Below are 15,012 nucleotides of genomic sequence, written 5' to 3' on the forward strand. Positions count from 1 at the left end.
AGGCTGCGAAAAGAAGAGTACACAGACGAACACTTGACAGAGAACCCTGTAATTGCTGAGAAAGGGAGAGGGACCGGAAGGTCCGGCGGCATGCTTTGCCATGCGGCCTGCAAAAGCTGTGGAAGATGGTCTTGGAGCTGCGCACCGAGGAGCAATCTTAGGCTGCGACGGAGGCAACCGTTATGATGCCGCGCTGCGGAAGCAGCAAATGAGGCCCTTGTTGCGAGATGGGGGCGAATTAAAGTGGTACCACGGGAGAGGCTCTCGTCTTTAAAGAAAATTTAAGGATGGGGGTTTTTGTTTTTGTAGAAAACAGGACGAGGCTGGAATGGAAGCCTTGGTCAGAAATAGGAATCAGCTGCCCGTGACGAGCGGAGCAAATTACAGAGATAGAAAGGATTGATGCAAAATGAGTAAAAAACCTTATTACATTACTACGGCAATCGCCTATACCTCCGGGAAGCCCCATATCGGCAATACCTACGAGATCATATTGGCGGACAGCATTGCCCGTTTCAAACGCCTGGAGGGATATGATGTGTTTTTCCAGACCGGAACGGATGAGCATGGACAGAAGATCGAGCTGAAGGCGGCGGAGGCCGGAATCTCCCCGAAGGAGTTTGTGGATGGGATTGCCGGACAGATCAGGGATATCTGGGATATGATGAACTGCTCCTATGACAAATTCATCCGTACCACAGATGCGGACCATGAGAAGCAGATACAGAAGATTTTTAAGAAGCTGTATGAAAAAGGGGATATCTATAAGGGATACTATGAAGGAATGTATTGTACCCCCTGTGAATCCTTCTTTACCTCTTCCCAGCTGGTGGACGGCAAATGCCCCGACTGCGGGCGGGAGGTACAGCCTGCCAGGGAGGAAGCGTATTTCCTGAAGCTGAGCAAATATGCGGACCGCCTGATTGAGCATATCAACACCCATCCGGAATTCATCCAGCCGGAATCCAGAAAGAATGAGATGATGAACAATTTCCTCCTTCCCGGCCTGCAGGATTTGTGCGTATCCCGTACCTCCTTCCGGTGGGGGATTCCCGTAGACTTTGACGACCGGCATGTGGTTTATGTATGGCTGGATGCGCTGAGCAACTATATCACAGGCATCGGCTATGATGCAGACGGCGTCAGCACGGAGCAGTTTAAGAAGTATTGGCCTGCGGATCTGCACCTTATCGGCAAGGATATCATCCGATTCCATACCATTTATTGGCCGATCATTCTCATGGCACTGGAAGTACCCCTTCCGAAGCAGGTATTCGGCCATCCCTGGCTGATGCAGGGAAGCGCGGCAGATAAGATGAGTAAATCCAAAGGAAATGTCCTATATGCAGATGATTTATCGAAGCTGTTCGGAGTGGATGCGGTAAGATATTTTGTACTTCATGAGATGCCCTTTGACAATGACGGCGTTATTTCCTGGGAGCTTCTGGTGGAGCGGATCAATTCCGACCTGGCCAATACCCTGGGGAACCTGGTGAACCGCACCATATCCATGTCCAATAAGTATTTTGACGGCATTGTAAGGGACGGCGGAGTATATGAGCCGGTGGATGAGGAGCTGAAGGCGTTGGCGCGGGAGACCTCAGGAAAGGTTGCCGCCAGGATGGAGAAGCTTCGTGTGGCGGATGCCATCAGTGAGATCTTTACCCTGTTTAAGCGCTGCAATAAATATATTGACGAGACCATGCCCTGGGTGCTGGCGAAGGACGAGGAGAAAAAGGCCCGCCTTGAGACGGTGCTGTACCACCTGGTGGAAAGCATCTGTATCGGAACCGGCTTGCTGGAAGCATTTATGCCGGAGACCGCGGCGAAGATTCTCGCGCAGCTTAATGCAAAGCCCCGCACAATAGAGGAATTGGGGCAATATGGTTTATACGTGTCAGGCACCAAAGTGACCCAGACACCGGAGATATTGTTTGCAAGATTAGATTTGAAGGAGGTTATGGCTAAAGTGGAAGAAATGCAGAGATTAAATTCAGCAGAAGATAAAAAGAGCGAAGCTGTGACTGCGGCAGGAGAAGCGGCAGCAGAGCAGAGGACAGAGGAAAAGAGCAACGATATAGAGGCAAAGGCAGAGATTACCTATGATGATTTCGCTAAACTGCAGTTCCAGGTGGGAGAGATTATCGCCTGTGAAGAGGTAAAAAAATCAAAGAAGCTGCTGTGCTCCCAGGTAAAGATCGGTTCCCAGGTGAAGCAGATTGTGTCCGGCATCAAGTCTTACTATTCTCCCGAGGAGATGGTGGGCAAAAAGGTCATGGTTATTGTGAATTTAAAGCCGGTGACTCTGGCTGGCATGCTGTCGGAAGGAATGCTGCTATGTGCCGAAGACGCGGAGGGGAACCTGGCGCTCATGGTTCCTGAGAAGCCGGTAGCTTCCGGTGCTGAGATTCGGTAAACAAGAAACCGGTGGCTTCCGACGTTGAGCTCCGGTAAACGAGAAGCTGGCAGCTTTCGGTGCAGAGATTCGGTAAACGAGAAGCCGATAGCTTCCAACACGGAGATCTGATAAACGAGAAGCCGATTCTATAGAAGAGGGAGGCCGTTGCAAAACAAGTTTTATCTGTTATATCGTGGTGCATTGAAAGAAAACCCCATGTATATAGCAGGATAAATCCATTTTGTAACGGCCTTTTGTGAATGCAGGGGTGTGCCCGGCTTCATGCGAGGGGAAAGTATCAATTATTAAGATAGGAGAGAATGAGATGGCTGCACTTGAGAAAATAAAAAGTTTGTTGAAGGAAGCCGTAGACCACGGGGAGATTGCAGGAGGAAGCCTGCTTGTGCTCAAGAACGGAAAGGAGCTTCTGTATGCGGAGGAAGGCTATGCGGATCAGGAGAAGCAGCTTCCCATCCAAAGAGACAGTATCTTCCGCCTTTATTCCATGACCAAGCCGGTGACGGCCTGTGCTGCGCTGCTTTTGGTTCAGCAGGGAAAGCTGGAGCTGCTGGACCCGGTGGGAAAATATCTTCCGGGATTTCAGAATCAAAAGGTTGCCCAGGGGGATGAGCTTGTTCCCGCGGCGCGGGAGATGTTGGTCGCCGATCTGCTTTCCATGACCTCGGGGCTGGTATATCCCGATGCCTCCAGCAGGGCGGGAAGGGATACCGCGGCGGTTTTTGAGCTCATTGACCGGGAATTGCTGGGAGATGCACCCATAAGCACTATGGAGGCAATGAATCTCATTGGCAAGGGAGCCCTTCATTTCCAGCCGGGTTCCTCCTGGTGCTACGGTACCTCTGCGGATGTCCTGGGCGCAGTGATCGAGGCAGCTTCCGGCAAACGGTTCGGAGCGTTTCTGGAAGAGGAGCTTTTTGCGCCTCTGGGAATGAAGGATACCGGCTTTTATGTCCCTGAGAATCAGAGGCACCGGCTGGTGCAGGTGTATCAACGGGATGGAAAGGGCGGTTTGACGGAATATCAGGGCAACCATCTGGGAATTATCAATAAGATGGACCGGAAGCCTGCCTTTGAAGCCGGAGGAGCGGGGCTGGTATCGACAGCGGATGATTATGGGAAATTTGCCGCCATGCTGATCCGCGGCGGGAGCCATGAGGGGAAACAGATTCTTTCTCCCAAGATGCATCAGTATTATACCTCCAGACGCCTGCATGAGGAGGGGCAGAAGGCATTTGCCCTTTGGGGACCGGGTGCACGCGGATACAGCTATGGCAATCTGATGCGTATTATGATGGATGAGCAGCAGGCCTATGTGATAGGCTCCAAGGGGGAATACGGCTGGGATGGCTGGCTGGGAACCTGCTTCTGCAACAGCCCGGCGGACGGGTTGAGCATTATTTTCATGACCCAGAGGACGGATGCCGGTATGATGCCCATAACCTACAGGCTGCGCAATGCCCTGTTCTGCGAATATGGCGGCCGCCGGGACAGATAGATGATATTTCATACAGGTGGGACGGAGGATTTATGAAAGAGTTATTGTTAAAGCGTAAGGGGAAGTTCATCAACTATCTGATTGCGACCTTTATGTTTGTTATCGATCATTTTGTTCAAATGATCTTATTTGCTATGGTATTAAATGCCATAGAGAAGGGCACGGTGGAAGCTTACCGGCTGGTTATTATTGTGACGGTGGCCTTTGTGATCTACTCGCCCCTCAACTTCATAATCTCCAGAATGATGCGTATCGCATATATGAGGGATACCATACTGGATGTGCGGAAGATGGCCTTTGATAAGATCATCCATATGCCCTTTAAGCAGTATTCCCAGAAGTCCAAGGAAGTGTATATCTCGAATCTGATCAATGATGTGAATAATTTTGAAAGAAGATTCTTTCTGAGCCTGCTTAATTTTCTGATTGATGTCGCGATGGTAAGCATATCCCTGATTATCCTGATCATTCTGGATATCAGGCTGGCCGCTGCCATGCTTTTATTCATCGGGCTGCTGTATCTGCTTGCAAGGATATTCACGAAGAAAACCGAGGCGCTGGAGCTGGAGGTATCGGCGGTGAGTGAGGAATTCACCACGGATATGTCCAATACCTTTAACGGACTTGAGATATTAAAATTAAATCATATTGAGGATAAGTTCCTGAAAAAGAGTATGCGCACCATCAACCGTATGGAGAGAAAAAAATATGCGGCTAATGTATTCAGTGAGCTCCAGCGTAACACGATCTACACCTTCTGCTTCGTATCCTCTGTTTTTGTAATGGTTTACCTTGGGTACCGGATACAGGGAGCCATAGGACTTGGGCTGGCAGGTGTCTTATTTCAGCTTTGCAGCCAGATCGGATTTTTCGGGGTAGATGCATTTACCCTTACGAACCAGATCAAGGCCTCCGTTAGTATCTATAATAAGATTGCTAAGCCGGAGGAGACGCAAGGGAGGATCGGTACGGGAGCGATGCCGTTCTGCTTTGACCGTGAGATCAAGGCGGAGCATGTGAATTTCTTTTATGATAAGAAACCGGTCTTCCAGGATGCTTCCTTTGTGATTGAGAAGGGGAAGAAATATCTGATCAAGGGAGTCAGCGGAGCAGGGAAGACCACATTGTTAAATCTCCTTGCCATGGTCTATGATGATTATGAAGGAACCATCACGGCAGACGGTACGGATTACCGTGAAATTAGTGAGAAATCCTTTAACCAGAAGGTTGCTTTCATCTATCAGGATGTGTTCCTCTTTGAGGATACCATTAAGAACAATATTGCCCTCTACCAGGACATTCCCGCAGAGCAGATCAACCATGCGGTGAAGGTCTGCGGGTTGGATTCTATCATTGATGAACGGAAGGGCGGTATGGAGGAGCGTCTGACGGAGAACGGCAAGAATCTCTCCGGAGGTCAGAGGCAAAGAATCTCCATCGCCAGGGCTATTGCCAAGAATGCGGAAATTTTATTTGTGGATGAGGGAACCTCCAGCTTGAATGAAGAGCTGGGCAGGGAGATAGAGAAGGTATTCCTGGAGCTGGATAATACGGTTATTGCCATCAGTCACCGTTATTATGAGGGGATAACAGAGAATTACGATTATGTCCTTGAGGTGAAGAACGGAGAGATACATGAATTCTCCGCCAGGGATTACTTTAATGAGGTGATCACATGCTAAGAAAATATTATAAGGCAACACCCTATCTGCTTCTGGCAATGCTTGCCGCTGCTGCCTATTCTGTGATGGATGGTATTGTAACCATCCGGATGATGGCATTGTTGGATTACGCCCTGAAAAGTGATATGACCCAGGTAGCGCGCGAGGCGCCGCCCCTTCTGCTGATGGCAGCGGCGCTGGTGCCTCTGGGGATCTTAAGCGCTATGGCGAAAAATTACTATAAGAGGCAATCCTCGGTGATCCTGAAGAAATATTATATGCAGAAGGTGTTCGGGAAGAATATTGCGGAGTTCCAGAAGGAGAACAATGCAAAATACCTTTCCTCTATGACCAATGATTTTAATACCCTGGAGACGAATCTTATGGAAGGGGTCCATACCGTAGGAAACGGAATTGTAAAGTTCGGCGTGGGAATCTGGCTGCTGTCTACCGTAGACCCGAGGATGATTCTGCTGGCGCTCCTTATTATTGCAGTGAATTTAAGTGTATCCTTCCTGACCGCAAGACCGTCTAAGAAGGCTTATAAGGAACGGAGTGACATGTTTGACGGATATACCTCCTATATCAAGGAGATTCTGTCCGCCTTTCATATTGTGAAAAACTATGGCCTTCAGGAGAAGGTGACGACGGATTATTATGAGAAAAGCGAGGCGATCCAGCACAAGGGCTACGTAATTGAGCGTTTGTTAACCTTTGTCTTTGCTTCTGAGAATTTTATCACCAGTACTTCAATCTATGGCGTGATCTGTGTTCTGGGCTATATGGTGATCCTGGGCAAGGTAACTGCGGGAGGATTGCTCCTTGTGGTGAACAGCATTCAGAAAATGATGTGGCCCCTATATGAGCTCAGCGAGGCCTTGCCGAAGATTTTCACCACCGGGGATTTGATCCGGAAGATGGAGAAGACCCTGGAGAATTCGGACACCTATGTGGAAACGGTAGAATTGCCGGAGTTTAGGGATGCCATTGAATTCAAGGAAGTAGGGTTCGCTTATGAAGACGGGGAACAGTTAATTCTGAAGGATATTAACCTGACCGTCCGCAAGAACGGGAAATATCTGATCGTCGGTCCCAGCGGAGGCGGGAAATCCACTTTACTCAGGCTGTTTCGAAAGTATTTTAATCCTATTTTGGGCAAGATATTGATTGACGGGCATGATTTGAAGGATGTGACCAGGGACTCTTATTATAAGCTGGTGGCGAATATTGAGCAGCAGGTCTTTATCTTCGAGGATACGGTGAAAAATAATCTCACCCTGTATAAGGAGTATTCCGACGAGGAGATTGCGGCAGCGGTGGAAGCAGCCGGACTTACCGATTTTGTGAAGGGATTGGAGAAAGGGATGGATTCTATTATCTATGATAATGGTAAGAATATCTCCGGAGGAGAACGCTCCAGGCTCGTAATAGCGAGAGCCCTCCTCAGCAAGGCCAGTATCCTGTTCATGGATGAAGCCTTCGCGTCCTTGGATATGGAACGAGCCAGAGAGATTGAGAAGACCATCCTTGGACTGAAGGATATCACGGTGATCAATGTCAGCCATGTCATTTTTAAGGATACCAGGGATTTATATGACAGGGTGCTCACGGTGAAGCATGGAATTTATTGATAAAATGATTTGATTTTTAGATAAATAAATAAAAATTTTAAAAAATTCATTATTACTATAGCATTTTTTTCTTTTTTTAATTATAATAGCTAGTATACTTGTATTATTATGTATGATTAAGCTGGGTACATTTGACATCTTGATCCATACATAGAGGTATGCTCAATAAAAAGGTAACAATAGTACGCTCCTATTTATCTCAATCTATAGGTGAAACAAAGGGGCAAAATATAAAAAGGAGATGAGATCAATATGACAGAAAACAAGAAGCTATTGGAATGGGTTAAGGAAATGGCCGATCTGTGCCAGCCGGATGAGATTTACTGGTGTGACGGATCAGAGGAAGAGAATCAGCGTTTGCTTCAGATGATGGTTGACAGCGGTATGGCAATCAAATTAAACGAGAAGAAACGTCCCGGATGCTATTTATTCCGGAGTGATGCTTCCGACGTAGCGCGCGTAGAGGACAGAACCTTTATCGCTTCCAAGACAAAGAAGGAAGCCGGCGCTACCAACAACTGGATTGATCCGGAGGAATTGAAGACCACCATGAAGGGTCTTTATAAGGGCTGCATGAAGGGCAGAACCATGTATGTGATTCCTTATTCCATGGGACCCATCGGCTCACCTATTTCCAAGATCGGTATTGAATTAACCGATAGCGCTTATGTAGTTGTTAATATGCGCATCATGACCCGTATCGGCTCCAAGGTGCTAGAGGTTCTTGGTGCAGACGGTGAATTTGTTCCCTGCTTACATTCTGTCGGTGCGCCCTTGGAAAAAGGACAGGCGGATTCCAGCTGGCCTTGCGCACCCATTGAGAAGAAATATATCAGCCATTTCCCGGAGGAGAGACTGATTTGGTCCTACGGCTCCGGTTACGGCGGCAACGCTCTCTTAGGCAAGAAGTGCTTTGCGCTTCGAATTGCATCCGTGCTTGCACGTGATGAGGGATGGCTGGCAGAGCATATGTTAATTCTTAAGCTCACCAATCCTGAAGGAAAGGTTAAGTATGTTGCGGCTGCATTCCCCAGCGCCTGCGGCAAGACAAACCTGGCCATGCTGGTTCCTACCGTTCCCGGCTGGAAGGTGGAGACAGTGGGCGATGATATCGCATGGATGAAGTTCGGAGAAGACGGACGCCTGTATGCCATCAACCCTGAGGCTGGTTTCTTTGGCGTGGCTCCCGGAACCTCCCTTGATTCCAATCCTAACGCAATGCACAGCATAGAGAAGAACACGATCTTTACCAATGTGGCTCTTACGGATGACGGAGATGTATGGTGGGAAGGCATCGGAACACCCGCACCGGATCATCTCATTGACTGGAAGGGCAATGACTGGACTCCGGATTCCAAGGAGCTGGCTGCTCATCCCAATGCCCGCTTTACCGCTCCCGCCTATCAGTGTCCCTCCATCGCATCTGACTGGGAGGACCCTGCAGGAGTTCCGATTTCAGCGATCCTGATCGGCGGACGCCGTCCGAAGACGATCCCGTTGGTACATGAGAGCTTCGACTGGAAGCACGGTGTGTTCCTGGGCTCCATCATGGGCTCCGAGATCACTGCTGCGGCAATCTCGAAGAACATCGGACAGGTTCGCCGTGATCCTTTTGCAATGCTTCCTTTCTTCGGCTATAATGTATGTGATTATTTACAGCACTGGCTGAACATCGGTGAGAGATCCAGCGCGGATAAGCTGCCTAAGATCTTCTATGTGAACTGGTTCCGCAAGGATCAGGACGGCAGATGGTTATGGCCCGGTTTCGGCGAGAACAGCCGTGTTCTGAAGTGGATCTTTGAAAGAACCGAGGGTGACGGCAAGGCTGTTAAGACCCCCATCGGCTACATGCCTGCAGCGGATGCTCTGGATCTGACCGGACTTCAGGGTGTAAGCGATGCCGATGTTGCAGAGCTGCTTAAGGTAGATAAGGAAGAGTGGCTGAATGAGGTTGCATCCATTAAGGAGCACTATGCCAAGTTTGGCGAGGAGCTTCCGAAGGAACTCCATGCTCAGCTGGAAGCTCTTGAGAGCAGACTGAACGCATAGCATACGGCCCGCTATAATGGGATGCAGTATACCGGCATTCAGAAGAGTTATATTAAGGATGAAAAACGTGTTGCTGTGAAAACAGCACCGGCGGAAAGATAAGAAATTTGTTTTATGCAATGCGCTTTGATCTGGCTTAACCGCCATTTCAAAGCGCATTTTTAGATTCGGCAGCAAGAGAATCATTCTCAATCAAGGATAATTGGAAGGCAGGGGTGTAACCTCTACCGGCTTTTCATCCAGGAGACCATGCGGTCCTCAATGATTTCAAAGGGAGCGGGGCCAATTTCCAGCAGGAACTGATGAAAATCTTTAGCAACGAACTTTTTACCCAGGGTATGCTCCGCTTTGCCCCGCAATTCCTCAAGCTCCAGATAACCGACAGCATAAGGAAGGTAAACAGCGGGTTCCTCCAGCAGGGTGTCATAGATGGCCCCGGCAATTTTGGCATCGGCGATATAGTTCATGATGTAAGCCATGGCGGTCTTCTTATTCCAACCCTCATAATGAATACCAATATCTGTCCGGGCATACAGGCATAGGATTACCGCATTATTGGCCTGGAGGAAGCGGGCCAGATTCGGATCAATTCCCGCATACTTGTAGGAATACATCTCCACATAGGTGGCCCAGCCCTCGTCATAGCCTGTAAAGTTCATAACATTTCGGATGGGAGCGGGATTCAGGCTACGGAAATAGACGCATTGGTACATATGGCCCGGATAGCCCTCATGGGCTACGGTGGGGTAGATCAGGGACAGGGTCTCTTCGTCGCTGCCATTAATATAGATATCGTTATTTCTGTAATTATCCATGGGCGGCACCAGATACATAGCAGGGCTCAGGTAGTCAGCCAGGGAATCCGGGACATATTTGATTCTGCAATTAACCTCCGGAGCAACGGGGAAGTCCTCCTGGCTGTCGGCTTTCAGATCCAGCAGAATCTCCTCGGGAGCGGTGATGGGGTAGGAACGGAAGGCTATGTATTTACCGAGAATATCCGGATCGGACAGGGTAAGGGAGGTGATATCCCGAACCCCTTTCGCCATGGCGGCTTCCAGGAGCGTTGTCATTTCCTCCATGCTTTTGCCTGAACCGGTTTTACGACGGGCAAGGCAGGCATAATAATCTCTTCCCTCAGGATAATAGAAGAGGCCCGCATTGTTGGTGCCGGTTCCGAGAAGCTCCCGCAGGGCATCGACCAGCATCTGATAGGCAGGGATGACACTGCTGAGGACGATCTCTGTGTTGGCGGCCTGGTAGGAGGAGATTTCCTCCTGGGACAGATTGGAGTATCCGGAGACTCTGTCATTGAAGCAGGTGATCAGGAAGTTATTCTCCGCGTCGGTGATAAAGGCTTCTCCCTGGGCGATAACCTGTTTGGCCACCGCATCGCTCATAAAAAGCCCTGCCTTTGACTTCTCCCGCTGGAAGCGGATGATTTCCTCGAAATAGTCATAGACCCGGGGAAGCAGCCGGAGGTATTCATCAATATCATCTTTGTCGTAGAAGCCATATTCCGCCAGCAGGATGGGGAGCTGGGCCTGAATGCCGGTGGTAGGACCCAGACATTCATAATAATAATTATAATCCCCCAGAGCGAGATCGTTCTGGAGATAGTCCTTGAGAATATCATAGGTGAGCTGCTGGTCCTCGGACAGCGAAGGGTAATTATAGGACAGCAGGCGGCTGAGTTGGTTTTCCAAAAGTGCCTGTTCCCGGTTCATGCTTTTGGCGCTGAACTCCCCGAAGGTAGCCTCCGCCATGGTGATACCGTAGCGTTCGGGCCGGGCCAGGGAATAGTTAAGGGAAAGGCTGTCAGACTGGACCTTCTGGATAAACAGTTCCTCCAGAAAGGTATCAAATTCGCTCTGTTGATTTTGCGGGCTGACCTGGCGGTGGCAGCCGATACACCCTAAACTGAGAATCAGAATAAGAAACAGGGAAAAAATCCGTTTATAAAGCATTTTATTCATAAAGGGCCTCCTGTAGGATGGAATTGTAATTCACCCTGGGATCTTGTGTTAGTTTATATTTATTCAAAAGTATGGCCGGTAAGAAGCAAAGCTGAAGAAAAGCATTAAGTTTTATGCTTTATCTTCCGAAATACAGCTATAGATGCAAAAGGGAAAGAGCAGGTTCCCTTTGGAAAAAAGAACGGCTTTGCGAAAGACGGAGGTAAGGTTGAGAGAAATAGAATATATAGATGAAAAGGGGACATAAGAATGAACTATACACTGCGATTGGGGACAGAGAGGGGAGAAGTATCAGAAAAGAAGTCGAATTCTCCCCTTGCTACAGATTATAATAGAGGCTTTCTGGAGAAGCTGACCAGAGGCCAGCGGATTGACGGCACAATTCTTGCGGTAGATGGAAGAGTGACAATGGATTTTGGGGGGCAGCAGCTGAACTTTCCCCTGGAGATGCTTCCGGATGCGGTCCCCGGAGAGAAGAGATGCTTCGAGGTGGTGAAGGTTCCGCCGCCGGAGCTGGAGCTTCGTCAGGTGGAGCGGTCCCGGGGAGAAGCGCGCCGGATTATTAAGGCCGAGGTAGGTATCACGGATAAGGACTGGGAAGAGGCCAGGGCAAGAAAAGAGCAGGAGGCCAGACAGTCAGGGAAGGACAGGGCAGTCCGGGATTCTCTTGGCAGGCTGGAAGACATCGGCTCCATATTCACGGAACAGGACTGCGAACAGCTGGAACGCGGAGGCTTTCCGGCAGGAAGCATGACGGTGGATGGATTGTACGGGGCAATCAACCGGATTAAGTCAGGGGGAGCCGGTATGGGGTCCACCCTGGACAGAATAGAGAACGGATGGACGGAAATCGAGATTGCAGCCAGACTCAGGGCGGAGAATCTCCCGGTGACAGCGCAGAATGTCCAGCGTATTAATAAGGCTTTGGCTCTTGGCGATACCGTTGGCATGATGGATGAGAAGACGATGAAGTATCTCATTGCCGCGGATGCGGAGCCCACGGTAAAGAATATTTATAAGGCATATTATAGCGGCGGCACCGGGGGGCGGGAGCAGAAGCGGGAGCTGACCGGCCCGGAATGGAGCCAGCTGGAGAGCCAGGCCAGGACAATCATTGAAAATACAGGCTATGAGGCAGATAAGAAGAATCTGTCAGATGCCAGATGGCTGATTGAAAATGAGCTTCCGCTCACCTCACGGACCTTTGCTTATAAGAAGGAGCTGGAGGGAATTAAGGAACAGGCGGATAAGAATTATTTGATGGACCGTATGGCAGAGGGTATGAAGAGCGGAGCAGCGCCGGAGGATGCAAGCCTGGCAGTTCCGGATACAGCCCGTCTGCAGAAGGTGATAGAGGATGTAAACAGTATCAGCAGCGAAGCGGTGAGCCGCGCGGTCCGGGAAGGGCAGGAACTTACCATTAAGAAGCTGACGGAGATCCAGGCCGAGAGAATTAATTCAAGGAAGAGGAACGAGGAGCAGGAAACCTCCCCCCGGCAGGAGTACGAAGAAGCAGAGCTTCCGGGAGCTTCCCTCCAGGAATACGAAGAAGTGAAGGCGCAGCGGCAGTTGGAGGAGATCCGCCTGAGAATGACCCTGGAAGCTGCACAGAGGCTGGAGAAGAAAGGGATATCCATTGAAACTGAGCGTCTGGAGAAGATCGTGGAGGAGCTTCGCCGGCAGGAGGACAGCTATTATCAATCCCTGCTGAGGGAAGCGGGAGCCGGGAGCACACCGGAGTCTGTTGAGATACTAAAGAATACTACAGCCGGCATGGAGCGTCTGCGCCATATTCCCAGTGCGGTATTAGGAAGCACGCTGGCAGACAGAAGAAGCCAGACTATACCGGGGCTTCTCTCGGAAGGAGTAAAGCTTCAGGCTGCTTTTGAGAGGGCAGGAACCGCCTACGAGCCTCTGATGACAGTACCCAGTGCAGAGTATGGGGATTCCATTCAAAAGGCCTTTGCCAACGTGAATTCGCTGCTGTCGGAGCTGGGGATAGAGAATACCCGGGCGAACCAGAGAGCAGCCAGAATTCTGGGCTATAATCAAATGGAAATAAACCAGGAAACCATAGAACAGGTGAAGGTCTATGATAAAGAAGTGGAGTCATTGCTTCAAAACCTCCATCCGGCAGTGACGGTAAGGATGATCAAGGAGGGCATCGATCCCATGAAGCTTCCCATTGATCAGCTGAATACGATGATCGGGAAGATGAAGGAGGAGCAGGGGATCACCTCGGAGGATAAGTTCAGCAGCTACCTTCACCGCCTGGAGAAGAAGGATGGGATTACTCCCGAGGAACGAAGGGAATATATCGGTGTATACCGGTTATTATATCAAATTGAAAAATCGGATGGAGCGGCCTTGGGAGCAGTGGTCCGGGCAGACAGGGAGGTTACCCTGGCAAATCTTTTGACCGCACTGCAGACCAGAAGAAAGGGCAGCGTGAATGCCGCAGTGGACGATGGATTTGGCATGCTGGCGGAGGAAGCAAAAACTGCGGAGCAGGTACAGTATCAGGAAAGGCTTCTGAAACAGATTACGGAGGAAATTACCCCTCAGAAATTATCCCGGCTGCAGCAGGAAAAACAGCAGAATGCCTTGCTGCCGGATGATCAGGAGTCGGATGACCGGGTGCGGAAGGCCGTACAGGATCCGGATATCGAAAGGAAAGAAGCACAGGAGCAAAGGGCAGAGACACAGAATAATCAGGCACAGGAGATCCGGACACAGAATGCCCAGACTCTGGCGCGAGATGCTCAGATGCAGAATGCTCTGCTGCAAAGTATCTTGTCCCAGATGCCGGAAGGAGAAGCGGATCGTTTCACGTCCCTGCCGGAAGAAGGCGGCAGACTTTGGGGAAGCATCCGGGACATCTCCCTGGAAAGGCTGCTGGAACAATTGCAGGATAGAAATAACGATACTGCCCATCAGGAGCTTTACACTAATACGGTGCAGCAGATAAGAGAGTTAAGCCGGAATGGGGAGCAGGCTCTGAAATTTTTAAATGACTACCAGATGGAGAGCACCATCCAGAATATCATGCTGGCCAGCCGCCTCCTAAGCAACGGACTGCCTCCCGCTCTGCGTATAGTAAAGCAGCAGGAGGAAGAGGAGGGAAATTCGGACCAGGAGCTTAAGGAAACGCAGGAATTGTCCGATACATTAATCGATAAGTCCTCTATCAATGAGGCATTTGAGAAGCTGGAGGGGCAGGCCAGGACCATGCTGGAAAAGGCATGCTCCGGAGAGGTTATCGACAGCAGCAGGCTTGCAGAGCTGAAGATGCTGGGTCAGCAGACCACCTTCCTGCGTAAGCTGGCTTCCCGGGAGTTTTATCAGATACCGGTTGAGACGGCAAAGGGAATTACAAATATGAATTTAACCATTCTCCGAGGTTCACAGGAATCCGGCCGGGTCTCGGCCATCCTGCAGTCGGAGGCGCTGGGTGACGTCAAAGCGGAGTTCTCGCTGAAGAGCCGGACCGTGAAGGGCTTCATTACCTGCAACAGCAGGGAGGGTCTGGACAGGCTCCGAGATAATGCGGCGGAGCTGATGCAGGCGGCGGCGGAAAGCGGCGTGGATTTAAAGCAGCTGGATTTTGGCTTCAATGATTGGGACAGGGATAATTATACTTATCAGAATCCGGAGCAGGGGGAACCTGGCGTTCTGCCCGGTAATGAGACAGAACGGATCCTGTACCGCATGGCCAGGGCATTGGTGAAGACCGTGAGCCTGGCGGAGAATAACGGGGAAAGCCGTTAAGTATTGAAAAAGA

Annotated in this window: 7 protein-coding genes; 6 read left to right on the plus strand and 1 reads right to left on the minus strand. The window is 50.0% G+C overall.

Annotation, left to right across the window (positions count from 1 at the left end):
* Window positions 1–409 precede the first annotated feature (409 nt).
* The 5 genes from metG (at window position 410) to HNQ56_RS00280 (ending at window position 9,255) form a co-directional block, all read left to right on the plus strand.
* Window positions 410–2,416, plus strand: coding sequence for a methionine--tRNA ligase (metG, locus tag HNQ56_RS00260; protein ID WP_429141613.1), 2,007 nt, complete (start codon window positions 410–412; stop codon window positions 2,414–2,416).
* Window positions 2,417–2,723: 307 nt separating this feature from the next.
* Window positions 2,724–3,914: a serine hydrolase domain-containing protein gene (locus HNQ56_RS00265; protein WP_429141615.1), complete on the plus strand. Its 1,191-nt coding sequence runs from the start codon at window positions 2,724–2,726 to the stop codon at window positions 3,912–3,914.
* A gap of 32 nt (window positions 3,915–3,946) precedes the next feature.
* Window positions 3,947–5,596, plus strand: a complete 1,650-nt coding sequence (locus tag HNQ56_RS00270) for an ATP-binding cassette domain-containing protein (RefSeq protein WP_429141617.1) — start codon at window positions 3,947–3,949, stop codon at window positions 5,594–5,596.
* On the plus strand, window positions 5,590–7,206 hold the full coding sequence (locus HNQ56_RS00275; protein WP_429141619.1) for an ABC transporter ATP-binding protein: 1,617 nt from the start codon (window positions 5,590–5,592) through the stop codon (window positions 7,204–7,206). Before HNQ56_RS00270 ends, HNQ56_RS00275 begins: the two co-directional genes overlap by 7 nt.
* A 252-nt stretch (window positions 7,207–7,458) precedes the next feature.
* Window positions 7,459–9,255: a phosphoenolpyruvate carboxykinase (GTP) gene (locus HNQ56_RS00280; RefSeq protein ID WP_429141621.1), complete on the plus strand. Its 1,797-nt coding sequence runs from the start codon at window positions 7,459–7,461 to the stop codon at window positions 9,253–9,255.
* A 224-nt stretch (window positions 9,256–9,479) separates the two neighbouring features.
* Here the strand turns inward: HNQ56_RS00280 and HNQ56_RS00285 are convergent, their stop codons facing one another.
* The gene (locus HNQ56_RS00285; protein ID WP_429141623.1) at window positions 9,480–11,231 is read right to left on the minus strand and encodes a DUF885 domain-containing protein; all 1,752 of its coding nucleotides are present in this window, start codon (window positions 11,229–11,231) and stop codon (window positions 9,480–9,482) included.
* Window positions 11,232–11,480: 249 nt separating this feature from the next.
* On the opposite strand from HNQ56_RS00285, the gene HNQ56_RS00290 reads away from it, so the two are divergent.
* Window positions 11,481–14,999, plus strand: a complete 3,519-nt coding sequence (locus tag HNQ56_RS00290; RefSeq protein WP_429141625.1) for a DUF6240 domain-containing protein — start codon at window positions 11,481–11,483, stop codon at window positions 14,997–14,999.
* Window positions 15,000–15,012 lie beyond the last annotated feature (13 nt).

The organism is Anaerotaenia torta (assembly GCF_050433395.1).
GTDB classification, from domain to species: Bacteria; Bacillota; Clostridia; order Lachnospirales; family Lachnospiraceae; genus Mobilitalea; species Mobilitalea torta.

Coding starts and splice junctions, on each gene's coding strand:
- metG (WP_429141613.1), top strand. CDS start 410: ATGAGTAAAAAACCTTATTACATTACTACGGCAATCGCCTATACCTCC.
- HNQ56_RS00270 (WP_429141617.1), top strand. CDS start 3,947: ATGAAAGAGTTATTGTTAAAGCGTAAGGGGAAGTTCATCAACTATCTG.
- HNQ56_RS00285 (WP_429141623.1), bottom strand. CDS start 11,231: ATGAATAAAATGCTTTATAAACGGATTTTTTCCCTGTTTCTTATTCTG.
- HNQ56_RS00280 (WP_429141621.1), top strand. CDS start 7,459: ATGACAGAAAACAAGAAGCTATTGGAATGGGTTAAGGAAATGGCCGAT.
- HNQ56_RS00290 (WP_429141625.1), top strand. CDS start 11,481: ATGAACTATACACTGCGATTGGGGACAGAGAGGGGAGAAGTATCAGAA.
- HNQ56_RS00265 (WP_429141615.1), top strand. CDS start 2,724: ATGGCTGCACTTGAGAAAATAAAAAGTTTGTTGAAGGAAGCCGTAGAC.
- HNQ56_RS00275 (WP_429141619.1), top strand. CDS start 5,590: ATGCTAAGAAAATATTATAAGGCAACACCCTATCTGCTTCTGGCAATG.